Origin of the sequence: Paraburkholderia sabiae, from assembly GCF_030412785.1 — a bacterium.
Classification (GTDB): Bacteria; Pseudomonadota; Gammaproteobacteria; order Burkholderiales; family Burkholderiaceae; genus Paraburkholderia; species Paraburkholderia sabiae.
Map to the genome: position 1 here is coordinate 1 of NZ_CP125295.1, position 18,367 is coordinate 18,367.

The 18,367-nt window shown below is 61.4% G+C and carries 16 protein-coding genes; 12 read left to right on the forward strand and 4 right to left on the reverse strand.

The window, feature by feature from the left end; translation table 11 throughout:
* From dnaA to gyrB, 3 genes are all read left to right on the forward strand, one after another.
* Nucleotides 1-1,557 (forward strand): chromosomal replication initiator protein DnaA, encoded by a 1,557-nt coding sequence (gene dnaA / locus QEN71_RS00005; RefSeq protein WP_233471710.1) that lies wholly within the window; start codon nucleotides 1-3, stop codon nucleotides 1,555-1,557.
* 256 nt (nucleotides 1,558-1,813) lie between these two features.
* On the forward strand, nucleotides 1,814-2,917 hold the full coding sequence (gene dnaN / locus QEN71_RS00010; RefSeq protein ID WP_201648769.1) for a DNA polymerase III subunit beta: 1,104 nt from the start codon (nucleotides 1,814-1,816) through the stop codon (nucleotides 2,915-2,917).
* Nucleotides 2,918-3,030: 113 nt separating this feature from the next.
* A complete protein-coding gene (gene gyrB / locus QEN71_RS00015) occupies nucleotides 3,031-5,502 on the forward strand; it encodes a DNA topoisomerase (ATP-hydrolyzing) subunit B (RefSeq protein ID WP_201648768.1) in 2,472 nt (823 codons plus the stop codon).
* 68 nt (nucleotides 5,503-5,570) lie between these two features.
* Here gyrB and QEN71_RS00020 read toward each other — a convergent pair whose 3' ends face one another.
* Nucleotides 5,571-5,804, reverse strand: a complete 234-nt coding sequence (locus QEN71_RS00020; protein ID WP_201648767.1) for a hypothetical protein — start codon at nucleotides 5,802-5,804, stop codon at nucleotides 5,571-5,573.
* Nucleotides 5,805-5,829: 25 nt separating this feature from the next.
* Complete coding sequence (locus QEN71_RS00025) at nucleotides 5,830-6,696, reverse strand: AraC family transcriptional regulator (RefSeq protein ID WP_201648766.1); 867 nt, start codon at nucleotides 6,694-6,696, stop codon at nucleotides 5,830-5,832.
* A gap of 250 nt (nucleotides 6,697-6,946) precedes the next feature.
* Here QEN71_RS00025 and eat point away from each other — a divergent pair, with 250 nt between their 5' ends.
* From eat to eutC, 3 genes are read left to right on the forward strand one after another with little or no spacing between them, the layout of a single operon-like run.
* Nucleotides 6,947-8,350, forward strand: coding sequence for an ethanolamine permease (gene eat / locus QEN71_RS00030; protein WP_201648765.1), 1,404 nt, complete (start codon nucleotides 6,947-6,949; stop codon nucleotides 8,348-8,350).
* A 60-nt stretch (nucleotides 8,351-8,410) separates the two neighbouring features.
* Nucleotides 8,411-9,805 carry an ethanolamine ammonia-lyase subunit EutB gene (locus tag QEN71_RS00035; RefSeq protein ID WP_201648764.1) on the forward strand — a complete coding sequence of 465 codons (1,395 nt, stop codon included), beginning with the start codon at nucleotides 8,411-8,413 and terminating at the stop codon, nucleotides 9,803-9,805.
* The gene (gene eutC / locus QEN71_RS00040) at nucleotides 9,802-10,596 is read left to right on the forward strand and encodes an ethanolamine ammonia-lyase subunit EutC (protein ID WP_201648763.1); all 795 of its coding nucleotides are present in this window, start codon (nucleotides 9,802-9,804) and stop codon (nucleotides 10,594-10,596) included. The genes QEN71_RS00035 and eutC overlap by 4 nt, the downstream gene beginning before the upstream one ends.
* A 53-nt stretch (nucleotides 10,597-10,649) precedes the next feature.
* Here the strand turns inward: eutC and QEN71_RS00045 are convergent, their stop codons facing one another.
* Together QEN71_RS00045 and adh are read right to left on the reverse strand one after the other, a co-directional pair.
* Complete coding sequence (locus QEN71_RS00045) at nucleotides 10,650-11,042, reverse strand: DUF779 domain-containing protein (protein ID WP_201648762.1); 393 nt, start codon at nucleotides 11,040-11,042, stop codon at nucleotides 10,650-10,652.
* A 79-nt stretch (nucleotides 11,043-11,121) separates the two neighbouring features.
* The gene (gene adh / locus QEN71_RS00050) at nucleotides 11,122-12,642 is read right to left on the reverse strand and encodes an aldehyde dehydrogenase (RefSeq protein WP_201648761.1); all 1,521 of its coding nucleotides are present in this window, start codon (nucleotides 12,640-12,642) and stop codon (nucleotides 11,122-11,124) included.
* Between the two features lie 360 nt (nucleotides 12,643-13,002).
* On the opposite strand from adh, the gene QEN71_RS00055 reads away from it, so the two are divergent.
* From QEN71_RS00055 to QEN71_RS00080, 6 genes are all read left to right on the forward strand, one after another.
* Nucleotides 13,003-14,010: a helix-turn-helix domain-containing protein gene (locus tag QEN71_RS00055; protein WP_233471709.1), complete on the forward strand. Its 1,008-nt coding sequence runs from the start codon at nucleotides 13,003-13,005 to the stop codon at nucleotides 14,008-14,010.
* 433 nt (nucleotides 14,011-14,443) lie between these two features.
* A complete protein-coding gene (locus QEN71_RS00060) occupies nucleotides 14,444-14,629 on the forward strand; it encodes a hypothetical protein (protein ID WP_201648759.1) in 186 nt (61 codons plus the stop codon).
* Nucleotides 14,630-14,643: 14 nt separating this feature from the next.
* Nucleotides 14,644-16,035, forward strand: a complete 1,392-nt coding sequence (dbpA, locus tag QEN71_RS00065) for an ATP-dependent RNA helicase DbpA (protein ID WP_201648758.1) — start codon at nucleotides 14,644-14,646, stop codon at nucleotides 16,033-16,035.
* Between the two features lie 3 nt (nucleotides 16,036-16,038).
* A complete protein-coding gene (locus QEN71_RS00070; protein WP_201648757.1) occupies nucleotides 16,039-16,299 on the forward strand; it encodes a hypothetical protein in 261 nt (86 codons plus the stop codon).
* Between the two features lie 56 nt (nucleotides 16,300-16,355).
* Nucleotides 16,356-17,510, forward strand: a complete 1,155-nt coding sequence (locus QEN71_RS00075) for a pyridoxal phosphate-dependent aminotransferase (RefSeq protein ID WP_201648756.1) — start codon at nucleotides 16,356-16,358, stop codon at nucleotides 17,508-17,510.
* Between the two features lie 14 nt (nucleotides 17,511-17,524).
* Nucleotides 17,525-18,367 (forward strand): carbon-nitrogen hydrolase family protein, encoded by an 843-nt coding sequence (locus tag QEN71_RS00080; RefSeq protein WP_201648755.1) that lies wholly within the window; start codon nucleotides 17,525-17,527, stop codon nucleotides 18,365-18,367.

Consider the following 18,367-nt stretch of genomic DNA (forward strand, 5'->3'; position numbering starts at 1 on the left):
ATGAACGAATTCTGGCAACACTGTTCCGCATTGCTGGAGCGTGAATTGACGCCCCAGCAGTACGTGACGTGGATCAAACCGTTGGCCCCGGTCGCCTTCGACGCCGATGCGAATACCCTGAGCATCGCCGCGCCGAACCGTTTCAAGCTGGATTGGGTCAAGAGCCAGTTTTCGGGCCGCATCACCGATCTCGCGCGCGATTTCTGGCATTCGCCCGTCGACGTCCAGTTCGTCCTCGATCCCAAAGCCGGCGTGCGTGCGGCGCCTGCCGCGCCGTCGCGCCCGTCGTCCATTGGTGCGAACAATGCGGCCGCGGCCGTCGATGCTGCCGTCGGCGCCGTGCAAGCGGCCCACGCGTCGCGCGTGGGAGGCATGGCCGGTCTCGGCATGCCGACGAACGCCGCGCAGCTTACCGACGATGCCGCCGACCTCGATCTGCCCAGCCTCGATGCCAACGAAGCCGCGGCAGCACGCCGCACGTGGCGTCCGGGTGTGGCCGCGCAGGCGGCGAGCGGCGAGAGCGATTCGACGTACGAGCGCTCGAAGCTGAACCCCGTGCTCACTTTCGACAACTTCGTGACCGGCAAGGCCAATCAGCTGGCGCGCGCGGCCGCGATCCAGGTCGCCGACAATCCCGGCATTTCGTACAACCCGCTGTTTCTGTACGGCGGCGTGGGTCTCGGCAAGACCCACCTGATTCACGCGATCGGCAACCAGCTGCTGATGGACAAGCCCGGCGCGCGCATCCGCTACATCCACGCGGAACAGTACGTGTCGGACGTGGTGAAGGCGTACCAGCGCAAGGCGTTCGACGACTTCAAGCGTTACTACCATTCGCTCGACCTGCTGCTGATCGACGATATTCAGTTCTTCTCGGGCAAATCCCGTACGCAGGAAGAATTCTTCTACGCGTTCGAGGCACTGGTTGCGAACAAGGCGCAGGTGATCATCACCAGCGATACCTATCCGAAGGAAATCTCAGGCATCGACGATCGTCTGATCTCGCGCTTCGATTCCGGCCTGACTGTCGCAATCGAACCGCCCGAGCTTGAGATGCGCGTCGCGATTCTGATGCGCAAGGCGCAATCGGAAGGCGTGAGTCTGAACGAGGACGTCGCATTTTTCGTCGCAAAGCATCTGCGCTCGAACGTCCGCGAACTGGAAGGCGCGCTGCGCAAAATTCTCGCGTACTCGAAGTTCCACGGCCGCGAAATCACGATCGAACTGACCAAGGAAGCGCTGAAAGACCTGCTGACGGTGCAGAACCGGCAGATTTCGGTGGAAAACATCCAGAAGACGGTCGCCGACTTCTACAGCATCAAGGTCGCCGACATGTATTCGAAGAAGCGGCCGGCCAATATCGCGCGGCCGCGGCAGATCGCGATGTATCTGGCCAAGGAACTGACGCAGAAGAGTCTGCCTGAAATCGGCGAACTGTTCGGCGGTCGCGACCACACGACGGTGCTGCACGCAGTCCGCAAGATCGCCGACGAGCGCGGCAAGGACGCGCAGCTGAACCACGAACTGCACGTGCTGGAGCAGACGCTCAAGGGTTGAAAACGCCGTGAAGGGCCGGATGAAACCGAAGGGTTCCTCGAACCCGTCGGAAAATTCGATCTGTTTATTGCGCAAGCCACCCCCAATTTAGGGAAGTGCTTCCATTTTCAGGCACAATACAGGTTTAACCGCCCGGCAAAAGCGGGCGGGATTCACGCCGTGACTGGCGCAGTACGACGCCGGCGGGGGGCCGGGGCCGCGCGCTTCAATATTGCCGGGCAAGGCGCGCAGGCCGTCACATCAACGAAGGAACTCTATGCAACTGGTCAAGACCGAACGCGATAACCTCCTCAGGCCGCTGCAAACCGTGAGCGGCATTGTCGAACGCCGTCATACGTTGCCGATCCTCGCCAATTTGCTTATCACCAAGAACGGCCCGGACGTCTCGTTCCTGTCCACCGACCTCGAACTGCAAATCACCACGCGCGCCGATTTCGGCGTCGGCGGCGAATCGGTGGCCACCACGGTGGCGGCACGCAAGCTCCTCGACATTCTGCGCGCGATGCCCGACGGGCAAGTCACGCTCACCCTGAACGACAAGCGTCTGACGGTGCAGTCCGGCAAGAGCCGTTTCGCGCTGCAAACGCTGGCGGCCGACGAGTTCCCGACCGTCGCTCAAGCTAAAGACTTCGGCGCGAACCTCGCGGTTCCCCAAAAGACGTTCCGCCAGCTGCTCGGCATGGTCCACTTCGCGATGGCGCAGCAGGACATCCGTTACTACCTGAACGGCATGCTGCTGGTGGTCGACGGCGATCAGCTGATGGCTGTCGCAACGGACGGTCACCGTCTCGCGTTCTCGTCGATGAAGATCGAAGGCTCGTTTGCGCGCCAGGAAGTCATCATCCCGCGTAAGACGATTCTCGAACTGCAACGTCTGCTCGAAGACATCGACGACGTGCTGAAGATCGACATCGCGCCGACGCAGGTCAAATTCACGTTCGGCGGCGTCGAACTGGTTTCGAAGCTCGTCGAAGGCAAGTTCCCCGATTTCCAGCGCGTGATCCCGAAGTCGCACAAGAACACGTTCGTGATCGGCCGCGAAGAACTGCAGCGCTCGCTGCAACGCGCGGCCATTCTGACTTCGGACAAGTTCAAGGGCGTGCGCTGCATCGTCGAGCCGGGCCAGCTGAAGATCATGTCCACGAACGCGGACCAGGAAGAAGCGCAGGAAGAACTCGAAATCGCTTATCAGGGCGACAGCATCGACATCGGTTTCAACGTCACGTATCTGCTCGACGTGCTCGCGAACCTGAAGGTCGACATGCTGGAAATCAGCCTCGGCGACGCCAGTTCGAGCGCGCTGATCACGATTCCCGAGAACGACGAGTTCAAATACGTGGTGATGCCGATGCGCATCTGACGCGTCCGACACGAAGAACACATCAAGGGGCGCAGCGCCCCTTTGGTGTTTTTATGGTGTTTTGAAAAGCCTCGAGCAGTAACGAAGCAGTAACGCAGATCCGGAAGAAATCCATGACTGATACGAACAATTCGCAACCCGATAACAGCTACGGCGCCTCGTCCATTCAGATCCTCGAAGGTCTGGAGGCCGTGCGCAAGCGGCCGGGTATGTACATCGGCGATACTTCGGACGGGACCGGTCTGCATCACCTCGTGTTCGAGGTGCTCGACAATTCGATCGACGAGGCGCTCGCCGGTCATTGCGACGACATTCAGGTCATCATCCACGCCGACAACTCGATTTCCGTGACCGACAACGGCCGCGGCATCCCGACGGGCGTCAAGCGCGACGACAAGCACGATCCGAAGCGCAGCGCCGCCGAAATCGTGATGACGGAACTGCACGCGGGCGGCAAGTTCGACCAGAACAGCTACAAGGTGTCGGGCGGCCTGCACGGCGTGGGCGTGTCGTGCGTGAACGCGCTGTCGTCCTGGCTGCGCCTCACCGTGCGCCGCGACGGCAAAAAGCACTTCATGGAATTCCACCGTGGCGTGCCGCAAAACCGCGTGATCGAAGAAATGGGCGGCGAACGTCTGTCGCCGATTCAGGTTGTCGGCGACACGGAAAACCGTGGCACCGAAGTTCATTTCATGGCCGATGACACGATCTTCGGCAATGTCGAATATCACTACGACATTCTGGCGAAGCGCATTCGCGAACTCTCATTCCTGAACAACGGTGTACGGATTCGTCTCACCGACCAGCGCTCGGGCAAGGAAGAAGATTTCGCTTTCGTGGGCGGCGTGAAGGGCTTTGTCGAATACATCAACAAGACGAAGAGCGTGCTGCATCCGACCATTTTCCACATCGTCGGCGAGAAGGACGGCGTGGGCGTCGAAGTGGCGATGCAGTGGAACGACAGCTACAACGAAAACGTGCTGTGCTTCACGAACAACATTCCGCAGCGCGACGGCGGCACGCACCTGACGGGTCTGCGCGCGGCGATGACGCGCGTGATCAACAAGTACATCGTCGATCACGAAATCGCGAAGAAGGCGAAGGTCGAAACGTCCGGCGACGACATGCGTGAAGGCTTGTCGTGCGTGCTGTCGGTGAAGGTTCCGGAGCCGAAGTTCAGCTCGCAGACGAAGGACAAGCTGGTGTCGTCGGAAGTGCGCGCGCCCGTGGAAGAAGTGGTCGCGAAGGCGCTCGAAGAATTCCTGCTCGAAACGCCGAACGACGCGAAGATCATTTGCGGCAAGATCGTCGACGCGGCGCGTGCGCGCGACGCAGCGCGCAAGGCGCGTGAAATGACGCGACGCAAGGGCGTGCTGGATGGCGTCGGTCTGCCGGGCAAGCTTGCAGACTGCCAGGAGAAAGATCCGGCGAAGTCTGAAATTTATATCGTCGAGGGCGACTCGGCAGGCGGCTCGGCGAAGCAGGGCCGTGACAGAAAATTCCAGGCCATTCTGCCGCTGCGCGGCAAGGTGCTGAACGTCGAGAAGGCGCGTTACGACAAGCTGTTGTCGTCGGAGCAGATCGTCACGCTGATTACCGCGCTGGGTTGCGGCATCGGCAAGGAAGACTACAACCTCGACAAGCTGCGCTATCACCGCATCATCATCATGACCGACGCGGACGTCGACGGCGCGCACATCCGTACGCTGCTGCTGACGTTCTTCTATCGTCAGATGCCGGAGATGATCGAGCGCGGCTACATCTACATCGCGCAACCGCCGCTGTACAAGGTGAAGGCGGGCAAGGACGAGCGTTATCTTAAGGACACGGCAGAGTTGAACGCACATATGCTGCGTCTTGCTCTGAACGGTTCTGAACTGATTGCGTCCGAAGGCGCGACGCCGATCGCGGGCGATGCGCTCGGTGAGCTGGCCCGTTCTTATCTGCTGGCGCAGGCTGTCGTAGATCGTCTGAGCAGGCTGTACGACGAAGCGGCGCTCGGCGCGGTGATGGATGGCGTGACGATCGACCTGTCGAACGAGCAATCGACGGAAGCGTCGGCACGCGCGCTGCAGGACAAGTTGCGCGACGATCCGCTCAAGCCGGAAGTCAACGTGATCGCAATGTACGATCCGGTGCGTGAACTGCGATCGCTGCGCGTCGAGCGTCGTCATCACGGCAACGTGAAGGTTTCGGTGATCGACGAAGAATTCCAGCTGACGGCGGATTATCAGCAACTCGTGAACACGGCGAACACGTTCAAGGGTTTGATCGGCGAGGGCGCTGTGATCAAGCGCGGCGAGCGCAGTATGGCCGTGGGCGACTTCAAGAGCGCCATGAAGTGGCTGATCGCCGATGCAGAACGCAACGTGTCGAAGCAGCGCTATAAGGGACTCGGTGAGATGAATCCTGGGCAGCTCTGGGAAACGACGATGGATCCTAGCGTGCGTCGTCTGTTGCGCGTGCAGATTGAAGACGCGATTGCCGCGGATGGGATCTTTACGACGCTGATGGGCGATGAGGTCGAGCCGCGTCGCGCGTTTATCGAGAGCAATGCGCTGCGGGCGGGGAATATTGACGTTTAAGCGTTGAGACTTGCATTAGCCCGAAAAAAAACGCCAACCGAAACCGGTTGGCGTTTTTTATTCCCGCGTCAATCATGCTGCCACTTGCGGGCGTACCGATCCTTGACCACTTTCGAAATATAAGTAGCCAACCCGCGCCCGGCGACTGCCAGCCGCTTCATCTCCTCAACTTCCTTTCGACCCGGCCTTGCATAGTCGTAGAGATACATATCGCCGGTCAGAAACTTCACGACGATTCCGTCGTCAGCCGTCTCGTAGGCGACCACCCCCGAACTGCCACTCAGATTCCGATAGCGCTTCATCGCCGCAAGCCCGCACGATGCATTCCTAAACCACCGGCAAACAAATATCCGTCAGCAGATTCGCCGGCGCGGTTTCCTTCGGATTGTTCAAATATTCTTCGAACACGGGCGCGTCCGCAGCCTCATGTTCCGAATTGACGAGCCACTCGCCGTAAAGCCACTGATACGCCGCCGCCATATCCGCATACGGTCCCTTGTGCCGCAACACGGCATACCGGCCGCCCATAATCGACGTCACGCTCACCAGCGCATCACCCGACACATCGACGGCACGCGGCAGCCACACGCCAGCCTTCGACCGTAACTCATTCTCAGCCACCGCAGTCGGATCGTCGTAGTAAATCCCGATCATGCGCATCTCGCCCGACAGCAAGCCGCGCGATGCGAGCCAGCCCATCAGCGTATCGAACGCCTTGCCGATCTGCATGTACGGACCGACATGATCGACCGTCAGCACGTCGAAGCCGTCGATATCCCGAATCACCACGTCTCTCATCGTCATTTCGTTACCTCCTGAGTCTGCAAGAGATGGCCGGAAGCGTATGTGCGTTCCCGACTTTCGATACTGCGCGGGCGGCATGCCGAAGACGGCGCTGAACGTCCGCGTGAACGACTGCAAGCTGCTGTATCCGGACCGCTCCGCGATCTCGGCAATCGACATCGATCCATTCGCGAGAAAACCCGCCGCGCGATGCAGACGCAAGCGCCGCACCGTGGTCGCGACGGTTTCACCGTACATCGCCTGATAGATCCGGTGCCAGTGATACGGCGACAAACACGCGATCCCGGCAAGCCGGTCGATATCGAGCGGCTCGTCGAGATGATCGTAGATATGGTCGAGCACGCGCGAGAGCCGCGCGGCGTAGCGCGCGCGATGGCCGATATCGTTCATGGCAAGCGTAAAGGGAAGGGCGACGAAAATACGATAGCACGCTGCGATTTACCAAATCCTGCTGACTTGTCGTGCGTTGCGACACGCCATTCAGCGCGCATTATTCAGCGCAGACTTAATGCCGAGCCAGCGTCAACTTTGCCGATTTTCGATAACACCTCGATTAATGGCTTCCTACCATCGCCAGATGCCGCCGGTATGGGCGACGCAAAAGCGACTGCCAACCGGCAACTTCAAAAGGGAGCCTCCGATGAAACAAGAGTCGACAACCCAGCACCACGGCACCGTCACGCATCACGAACTGAAGCAGACGCTCGGCACCTGGCAGCTTTGGGGCATCGCCGTGGGCCTCGTGATTTCGGGCGAATACTTCGGCTGGAGCTACGGCTGGGCGAGCGCCGGCACGCTCGGTTTCGTGATCACCGCGCTCTTCATCGCCGCGATGTACACGACGTTCATCTTCAGCTTCACCGAACTCACGACATCCATTCCCCACGCGGGCGGCCCGTTCGCCTACGCGCGACACGCATTCGGCCCGACAGGCGGCTACATCGCAGGCGCCGCGACGCTGGTCGAATTCGTGTTCGCGCCACCCGCCATCGCGCTCGCGATCGGCGCGTATCTGCATGTGCAATTTCCCGGGCTCGAACCGAAGCACGCGGCGATGGGCGCGTATCTCGTGTTCATGGCGCTCAACATAGTGGGCGTGCAGATCGCGGCGGCGTTCGAACTCTGCGTGACGCTGCTCGCCATCTTCGAACTGCTGGTGTTCATGGGTGTCGTGTCGCCGGGCTTCCAGTGGTCGAACTTCACGAAGGGCGGCTGGTCCGGTTCCGACTCCTTCAGCATGGGCTCATTCCACGGCATGTTCGCCGCGATTCCGTTCGCGATCTGGTTCTTCCTCGCGATCGAGGGCGTCGCGATGGCCGCGGAGGAAGCGAAGAACCCGAAGCGTTCCATTCCGATTGCCTACGTGACGGGCATCCTGACGCTCGTCGTGCTGGCAATCGGCGTGATGCTGTTCGCGGGCGCCGCCGGTGACTGGACGAAGCTCGCCAACATCAACGACCCGCTGCCGCAAGCGATGAAATACATCGTCGGCGAAAACAGCGGCTGGATGCATATGCTCGTGTGGCTGGGCCTGTTCGGTCTTGTCGCGTCGTTCCACGGCATCATCCTCGGCTATTCGCGGCAGATCTTCGCGCTGGCTCGCGCGGGCTACTTGCCGGAGTTTCTGTCGAAAGTGCATCCGCGCTTCAAGACGCCGCATCGAGCGATTCTCGCGGGCGGCGTGGTCGGCATCGCAGCCATCTATAGCGACGAGCTGATCCAGTTCGGCGGCCAGACGCTGACGGCGAATATCGTGACGATGTCGGTATTTGGCGCTATCGTGATGTACATCATCAGCATGCTCGCGCTGTTCAAGCTGCGCCGCATCGAGCCGGACATGGAGCGTCCGTTCCGCGCGCCGCTGTTTCCGTACTTTCCGGCGTTCGCGCTGGTGGCCGCGGTGATTTCGCTGGCGACGATGATCTACTTCAATCTGCTCGTCGCGCTCGTGTTTGCTGCATTCGTCGCGCTCGGCTACGGCTACTTCCTGATGACGCGTCATCAACGCGAAGTCGCCCCGGCAGATGTTCTGCTCGAAGAATGACGGCAACACCGGCGCACTGGCAACAAGCCGCGCAGTAGCCGCGGCGATGGAGTACACGATATGAGCTTCACGGAGACAATCGGCAGCCGCACGTATCGGTTTGCCGATCTGAAGACATTGATGGCGAAGGCGAGCCCGCTGCGTTCCGGCGATCAGCTCGCCGGCATTGCGGCGGCGAGCGAGGAAGAGCGCGTCGCCGCGAAGATGGCGCTGGCGGACGTGCCGTTGCGCACGTTTCTCAGCGAGGCATTGATTCCGTACGAGAGCGACGAAGTCACGCGCCTCGTCATCGATACGCACTCGCCGGAAGCGTTCTCTGAGATCGCGCATTTGACGGTCGGCGAGTTTCGCAACTGGCTGTTGTCGAGCGACACCGATACGGCGGCGCTCGAGCGCATCACGAAAGGGCTCACGCCCGAGATGGTCGCGGCCGTGTCGAAGCTGATGCGCAACCAGGATCTGATTCTGGCGGCGCGCAAACGACCTGTCATCACGCGCTTTCGCAACACGGTTGGCTTGCCGGGACATATGTCGGTGCGCTTGCAGCCAAACCATCCGACCGACGATGTGAAGGGCATTGCCGCGTCGATGATCGACGGTCTGATGTACGGATGCGGCGACGCGATGATCGGCATCAATCCCGCCTCGGACAGCCTGTCGGCGATCACCAATCTGCTGCTGATGATCGACGATTTCCGCACGCGCTATCAGGTGCCGACACAATCGTGCGTGCTCACGCATGTGACCAATACGATTTCGGCGATCGAGAAGGGCGCACCCGTCGATCTCGTGTTTCAGTCGATTGCCGGAACGGAGAAGGCCAACGCGGGCTTCGGCATTTCGCTCGCGTTGCTGCAGGAAGCGTATGAAGCCGCGCTGTCGCTCAAACGCGGCACGGTCGGCGACAACGTGATGTACTTCGAGACAGGGCAGGGCAGCGCATTGTCTGCGGATGCGCATCATGGTGTCGATCAGCAAACGTGCGAAGTGCGCGCCTATGCCGTCGCGCGCCAGTTCAATCCGTTCCTGACGAATACCGTGGTGGGCTTCATCGGCCCGGAGTATCTGTACGACGGCAAGCAGATCACGCGCGCGGGTCTCGAAGATCATTTCTGCGGCAAGCTGCTCGGCGTGCCGATGGGCTGCGACATCTGCTACACGAATCACGCGGAAGCCGATCAGGACGATATGGACAATCTGCTGACGCTGCTCGGCGTCGCGGGCATCAACTTCATCATGGGCATTCCCGGCGCGGACGACGTGATGCTCAACTATCAGAGCACGTCATTCCATGATGCGCTGTACGTGCGCGAAGTGCTCGGCTTGCGCCGCGCGCCCGAGTTCGAAGAGTGGCTGGAGTCGATGCAGATCGCCGACGCGCGCGGCGCACTGCTGAATGCGCCGGCGCATCAGCCCTTGCTCGAAGGCGCGAGCGAATGGATGGGCATCGCATGAGCGATTCGATCGAAAAGAATGCGTGGCAGGCGTTGCGTGCGTTCACGAATGCGCGCATCGCGTTGGGCCGCGCGGGGAACAGTCTGCCGACTGCGCCGCTGCTTGCGTTCAACCTGTCGCATGCGCAGGCGCGCGACGCCGTGCATCATCCGCTCGATGCCGACGTTCTGCACGAGCAACTGCGTGCGCACGGTTTTTCGTCGCTCGATGTGCATAGCGCCGCGCCCGATCGCGCGCATTATCTGCGGCGTCCGGATATGGGACGACGTTTATCCGACGAGAGCCGCGAAGCGCTGACAAAGACGGCTTTAGGCGACGCGCCCGATGTGGTTTTCGTCATCGCCGATGGGCTATCCGCGTTCGCCGCTTCTAAACAGTCCATTCCTTTTTTGCAGGCCATCGCGAAGCGCCTCACCGACTGGAAGATCGGACCCGTTGTGGTCGCGCGTCAATCGCGTGTCGCGTTGGGCGACGAGATCGGCGAGTTGTTGAAGACGAAGCTGGTCGTGATGCTGATCGGCGAAAGGCCGGGACTGAGTTCGCCGGATAGCCTCGGCATCTATCTCACGTACGCGCCGGAAGTGGGATGCAGCGATGCGCAGCGCAACTGCATTTCGAACGTGCGGCCTGAAGGGCTCGATTACGAAGCGGCCGCGCACAAGCTGCACTATCTGTTGACGCATGCGCGTCGTCTGGGGCTGACGGGCGTCGGTTTGAAGGACGATAGCGATGCGTTGCTGAAAGCGCCCGAAGCGACAACAGTTATCGCCGACGATTCAAAGCCTCTATAAAAGAAGTGCCCGGATGCATTGAATAGAACATCCGGGCACACACAACGAATCATCTAAGCATCCGCCTTGCTCACAGGATGCTTTTCGAGCCACGCACTTTCATCATCGTCGAACAGACGCGAGCGCGTCAGGAATCGCAATCCTGTCGGACGCTCCAGGGAAAACATGCCGCCATTGCCCGGCACGGCATCGATAATCAACTGCGTGTGCTGCCAGTACTCGAATTGCGATTCGCTCATGTAGAACGGCACGCCCGCAATCTCACCAAGCCTCACATCCGATCCGCCGACCATGAATTCGTTCGACGGAAAACACATCGGCGCGCTGCCGTCGCAACATCCGCCCGACTGATGAAAGATGATCGACCCGTGTTCGGCGCTCAGTTGCTGGATCAGTTTGATGGCGGCGTCCGTCGCCACGACACGCGCAACGCCTTCTTCGCTCATCTCGCTTCCTCTCTCGCTTTGACCTGCGGAAAAAACGGGCGAACCGCTTTAAGCGATTCGCCCAACAGGAGCACTGCGCTCAGAAGAAACCCAACGGCTTGTCGCTATAGCTGACGAGCAGATTCTTCGTCTGCTGATAGTGGTCGAGCATCATCTTGTGATTCTCGCGTCCGATGCCCGACTGCTTGTAGCCGCCGAATGCCGCATGCGCCGGATAGGCGTGGTAGCAGTTCGTCCACACGCGGCCCGCCTGAATCTCGCGGCCGAAGCGATATGCACGCGTGCCGTCGCGCGTCCAGACGCCGGCGCCGAGACCGTACAGCGTGTCGTTGGCGATTTCGAGCGCTTCTTCTTCATTCTTGAACGTCGTGACGGACACCACCGGCCCGAAGATTTCTTCCTGGAAGATGCGCATCTTGTTGTGGCCGCGGAACACGGTCGGCTTCACGTAATAGCCCTTCGCGAGTTCGCCGTCGAGCTTGTTCTGTTCGCCGCCGATCAGGCATTGCGCGCCTTCCTGCTTGCCGAGATCGATATACGACAGGATCTTTTCCAGCTGTTCCTGCGAAGCCTGCGCGCCGATCATCGTCTTCGAATCGAGCGGATGGCCTTGCTGGATTGCCGCGACGCGCTTCAGCGCACGTTCCATGAAGCGGTCATACACGGATTCTTCGATCAACACGCGCGACGGGCACGTGCAGACTTCGCCCTGATTCAGCGCGAACATCGCAAAGCCTTCGAGCGCCTTGTCGAAGAAGCTGTCGTCCTTGTCGAGCACGTCGGCGAAAAAGATGTTCGGGCTCTTGCCGCCGAGTTCGAGCGTCACGGGAATGATGTTCTGGCTCGCGTACTGCATGATCAGGCGGCCCGTCGTCGTTTCGCCCGTGAAGGCGATCTTCGCGATGCGCTTGTTCGACGCGAGCGGCTTGCCCGCTTCGAGGCCGAAGCCATTCACGACGTTCAGGACGCCAGCCGGCAGCAGATCCTGAATCAGTTCGACCAGCACGAGGATCGAAGCGGGCGTCTGTTCAGCGGGCTTCAGCACGACGCAGTTGCCTGCCGCGAGCGCCGGCGCAAGTTTCCACGTGGCCATCAGGATCGGGAAATTCCACGGAATGATCTGGCCGACCACGCCGAGCGGCTCGTGAAAGTGATACGCGACCGTGTCGTGATCGATCTCCGAAATGCCGCCTTCCTGCGCGCGCACGGTGCCCGCGAAGTAGCGGAAGTGATCGATCGCAAGCGGGATATCAGCCGCCATGGTTTCGCGCAGCGGCTTGCCGTTGTCGATCGACTCGGCGACCGCGAGGCGTTGCAGATTCGCTTCCATGCGATCGGCGATCCTGTTGAGGATGTTCGCGCGTTCCGTGGTCGATGTCTTGCCCCACGCGGCCTTCGCGCGATGTGCGGCGTCCAGCGCGAGTTCAATGTCGGCTTCACGCGAGCGCGGAATCGACGTGAACGGCTCGCCCGTAATCGGCGAGATGTTGTCGAAGTACTCGCCGCCAACCGGCTTCACCCATTCGCCGCCGATGAAATTCGCGTATTGCTTCTTGTACGGGAATTCGGTCGTCAGAAACTTCATTTCTGCGTGATTCATCTGTGTGCTCCTCACATGATCTGATGTCGATGTATTCGGTTGGGTATATCACTCACCCGGCTAGGCGGTGTTCTGCTGCCGCGGGTGCTTATCGCCAGAAGCGTGCCAACGTCGATGCGTCGGCGGCCGATGCCGGTGCACGCAGCACTGTCGCGATGCACGCGATTTCCGGGCGAAACAGGTGTGCGTCGATGACGTTGCATCCATGAGCACTTCGAAGAGCGAGTGTTCATCGATTGAACAGGACAAGGTGTTGCATCGCCGGTAAGCGGGAACGTCCGTTCGGCATGGGACTTGCGTCGGTCGGCGCCTGTTCGTTCAATGGCGCATGCAGGTGCATGTCCCTCATCGATGCCCCCTATGACGACCGACCTTCATTCCTTGTCCGCGCAACCGGCCGCGTGCCGCGTCGAAACCAGCGTCGCGCACGATGCCGATGAGCAGGCGCGCAATCTTCACGGCTGGACGCAGACGTATGACCAGCTGACGGCGGGACGCTTCGTCGGACAGCTGACGGGTTTGCATCTCGACGGCATGCACGTGTTCTGCGAAACGACGAGCCAGACGTTGCGCCAGACGTGCGAGGTGCCTCCGGACGCGTACTGGTTCGGCGTTCCCGCCGACGATGAAAGCATCGGCCGCATTGGACCGCAGCCGATCAACCGAGACGCGCTGGCGTTTCAGCGCGGCGGCGTCGAGTTCGAACTGCTCACGCCGGGCGGTTATGCGATCTTCGGCGTCGTCGTACGCGGCGACACCTTGCGGCAGCATGCGGCTTCCGTCGAACATGCCGATCTGCTCGATCGCGCGACGCAAACGGGCATCGTGCCGATCGAAACGGCTAACAAGGCCCGCTTTTGCGGGCTCTTGCGCGAAGTGCTCGACGGCACCGCGCATGCCGTGCTGTCGGAACGCGCGCGGCGCAATCTGCAGGCATCGGTGTTGTCGTCGCTGTTCGATCTGTGCGCGACCACGGCGCTCGAACCGGTCGCGATACCGGCGCGTCCGCGCAGACAGTGGATCGTGTCGGAGGCACGCGATTACGTGATCGCGAATCGCGAACGTCCCGTCGGTGTGCCGGAGCTGTGCGAGCATCTGCACGTCAGCCGCCGGACGTTGCAGTACTGCTTTCAGGACGTGCTGGGCCTCGCGCCCGCGAGCTATCTGCGCGCGATCCGGCTGAACGGCGCGCGCCGCGAACTGTGTGGCGCGACGCCCGGCGAACTCACCGTGCAGGACGTCGCGGCTGCGTGGGGCTTCTGGCATCTGAGCCAGTTCGCGACCGACTATCGCAAGCTTTTCGGCGTGCGTCCTTCCGACACGCTGAGGACGAGTCCCGTCCACGCCAGGTCGCAACTGGCTCACTAGCGTCCATCGCCGGGGTTTACACGCGCATCCGCTAGAATTGCGGCATGCGCGGCCTCGTCTCGCCGCCCGACCCACCATCTTCATCGACTTCGCACCACGCGCGCCGGCCTGTCCCGACGTATCCACAGCAACCTGTGGATAACGGCAGGAGTAGCGGGCGAAACACGTGTGGAATCGATGTGGACGTAAACGGGGTAACTCGACACGCACGCGCGGACCGAAAAAGTTGTTCATCGAACGCCATCCGCTGCGCACATTGGGCGCACGCGGTTATGCGTCCGGCAAAACGCTGATTCGTTTGGGTAAACCTGCGTTATCCACAGAAATGTCGCGTGCTTGTTAACTGCTACTACGTATATATAAAGTAAACCTATTGTTGAAAAGCCAGCGCGGGCAGGGAAGGCGCGTTGGCGACTCACGCTGGAGATTCACCGTGTTCACATGTATCAACCAGAGCTGCGGCGCGCAGTGGGAAGTGTCCGACGTCGTCATCAAGAACGAAGGACAAGGCTTGCTGTTCCGCTGTCCGATGTGCGGCGCGCGCAACTATGTCGAGCGCTTCGATGCCGACGACGGCACGATCGTCTATGAACAGATCGAAGGCCGCCCCTACATCTAAGCCCGCACACGACTATGACAACCAAGGCTCGTCCTTTTAGCGAACTGCCGCTTTCGCAGGCGGCGCTCGCGAATCTCACGCAACTCGGTTATGCCGAGATGACGCCCATCCAGGCCGCGAGCCTGCCGATCGCGCTCGCCGGTCACGATCTGATCGCGCAGGCGAAGACAGGCAGCGGCAAGACGGCAGCGTTCTCGCTCGCGTTGCTCGCGCGGCTCGACTCGCGCCGTTACGCTGTGCAGGCGATGGTGCTGTGCCCGACGCGCGAACTCGCCGATCAGGTCACGCAGGAAATCCGCCGACTCGCGCGCGCCGAAGAGAACATCAAGGTGCTGACGCTGTGCGGCGGCACGCCGATGCGTCCGCAGACGGCGAGTCTCGAACATGGCGCGCATATCGTGGTCGGCACGCCGGGGCGCATCATGGACCATCTGGAGCGCGGCAGCCTGTCGCTCGACGCGCTCAACACGCTCGTGCTCGACGAAGCGGACCGCATGCTCGACATGGGCTTCTTCGACGATATCGCCAAGGTCGCGCGTCAATGTCCGAAGGAGCGGCAGACGCTGCTGTTCTCGGCGACGTATCCCGAAGGCATCGCGAAGCTGAGCCAGCAGTTCCTGCGCAACCCGAAGGAAGTGAAGCTCGAAGAGCGTCACGACGACAGCAAGATCCGTCAGCGCTTCTACGAAGTGACGGAAGACGAGCGTCTGCATGCCGTCGGTCAGCTGCTGAACCACTTCCGCCCGGTAAGCACGATCGCGTTCTGCAACACGAAGAACCAGTGCCGCGATCTGCTCGACGTGCTGCGCGCGCAAGGTTTCCACGCGCTCGCTCTGCATGGCGAACTCGATCAGCGCGAACGCGATCAGGTGCTGATCCAGTTCGCGAATCGGAGCTGCTCGGTGCTCGTCGCCACCGACGTCGCCGCGCGCGGTCTCGACATCGCGCAGCTCGAAGCGGTGATCAACGTCGACGTGACGCCTGACCCCGAAGTGCACACGCACCGCATCGGACGCACGGGCCGCGCGGATCAGGACGGCTGGGCGCTGAGCCTCGCGAGCATGAACGAGATGGGGCGCGTGGGCGGCATCGAAGAGGCGCAAGGGCGCGACGTCGAATGGCATCCGCTGGGCGAACTGAAGGCCGCGAGCGACGAGCCGCTGCTGCCGCCGATGGAAACGCTGCAGATTCTCGGCGGCCGCAAGGAAAAGATCCGTCCCGGCGACGTGCTGGGCGCACTGACGGGCGACGCCGGGTTCGCTGGTTCGCAGATCGGCAAGATCAACGTGACGGAGTTTTCGACTTACGTTGCTGTCGATCGCAGCGTCGCGCGCGATGCGCTACGCAAGCTGAACGCGGGCAAGGTGAAGGGCAAGAAAGTCAAAGTGCGTCTGATGGACGAGTGACGCATGCAAGAGCCGGGCGATGCCGCATATCGCCCGGCTCTTCGTCCTACGGATGGTCTGTCGCTCACAGGCATCATTCCTTCTCATGCCTGCGGGATTACCCTGCCACGCGACGCATTCCGCGTTGCGGCATCCACGCGAAAGCGTTTCCTCCGATTTTCCACGTCGCATGACTTCGCCGGGCGCATGAGCCAAACGCATGCCGCGCATGACAAACTTTCGTTTGTTCCGATGCGCGCGATGTTGCCTAATCGTACAAACTGAACGGACCGACGCGCCAGGCGCGGCCCGCCGATTTGCAGCGAGAAGGAGGAAATCTCATGCAGAGCGCTTTGCAAGCACGCTCGAAGTTGCCGGACGTCGGCACGACCATTTTCACGGTGATCGGCCAGCTGGCCGCCGAACATAACGCGTTGAACCTGTCGCAGGGTGCGCCGAACTTCGCGCCCGACGAAGCGCTTGTCGACGGCGTGGCCAAGGCGATGCGCGCGGGACACAACCAGTACGCGCCGATGGCGGGCATCGGCGCGTTGCGCTCGGCGCTCGCCGCGAAGGTCGAAACGCTGTACGGCGTGCACTACGATCCGTCGACGGAAGTGACTGTGATCGCGAGCGCGAGCGAAGGCCTCTATTCGACGATCAGCGCGCTCGTGCATCCCGGCGACGAGGTGATCTACTTCGAGCCGTCGTTCGACAGCTACGCACCCATCGTGCGTCTGCAGGGCGCGAAGCCGATTCCCATCAAGCTGTCCGCGCCCGGCTTCCGCGTGAACTGGGACGAAGTGTCGGCCGCGATCACGCCGAAGACGCGCCTGATCATCGTCAACACGCCGCACAATCCGACCGCGACGATTTTCAGCGACGCCGATATCGAACGTCTGAAGGCTGTCACGCGCAACACGGACATCGTGATTCTGTCCGACGAAGTGTACGAACACGTCGTGTTCGACGGCGCGAAGCATCACAGCATGGCGTGTCATCGCGAGCTGGCGGAGCGCAGCGTGATCGTGTCGTCGTTCGGCAAGTCGTATCACGTGACGGGCTGGCGCGTCGGCTATTGCCTCGCACCCGCCGCGCTGATGGACGAAATCCGCAAGGTCCATCAGTTCATGGTCTTCTCCGCCGACACGCCGATGCAATATGCGTTCGTCGAGGCACTGTCGAATCCGCAAAGCTATCTGGGCCTGTCCGACTTCTATCAGAAGAAACGCGATCTGCTCGCGCGAGAACTGCGCGAGTCGCGCTTCGAGCTGTTGCCGAGCGAAGGCAGCTTCTTCATGCTCGCGCGTTATCGCGGCTTTTCGGATGAACGCGACAGCGACTTCGTGCTGCGTCTGATCCGCGATGCGAAGGTCGCGACCATTCCGCTGTCCGCGTTCTATACGGACGGCACGGATTCCGGCGTGATTCGCCTGAGCTTTTCGAAGGACGACGCGACGCTGATCGAAGGCGCGCGCCGTCTGCGTTCCATCTGAGCGAGGACCACGCGATGATGCAGCAATCGATCAACGCAGCCGTCGTGCAGATGAGCAGCAGCGCCGATGTGCAGCAGAACCTCGGCGAAGCGCGCCGCTGGGTGCATCAGGCCGCGCGTGAAGGCGCGACGCTGATCTGCCTGCCCGAATACTTCTGCTGGATCGGCGACGACGAAATGCAGCGCGTCGCGCTCGCCGAAACATTCGGCGACGGCCCGATTCAGCAAGCGCTCGCGGAACTCGCGCGCGAAACGGGCGCGTGGCTGATCGGCGGCACGGTGCCGATGCGTCCGTCGCATGGGCCGCAGGTCGGCACGCACGCGTACAACACGTCGCTCGTGTTCGATCCGTCGGGACAATGCTCGACGCGCTACGACAAGATCCATCTGTTCAGCTTCAACCAGGGCGCGGAGCAGCATGCCGAAGGCGACACGATGGTCGGCGGCGACAGCATCGGCACGGCGCAAGGGCCGTTCGGCACGTTGCGGCTGTCGGTCTGCTACGACCTGCGCTTTCCCGAGCTGTATCGCGCGGGACCGGATGCCGATGTGATCGCCGTGCCCGCCGCGTTCACGCACACCACGGGCCTCGCGCATTGGGAACTGCTGCTGCGTGCGCGCGCCGTCGAAAACCAGGCGTTCGTGCTGGCGTCCGGTCAATGCGGCACGCATTCGAATGGCTGGCGGACTTTTGGACACAGTATGATCGTCGGGCCGTGGGGCGAAGTGCTCGCGCGGCACGACGACGAGCCCGGCATCGCGCTCGCGACACTCACACAAAGCGCGCTCGACGAAGCGCGCAATCGTCTGCCGGTGCTCACGCATCGGCGCATCGCTACGCCGTCTGACGTGCGTTGA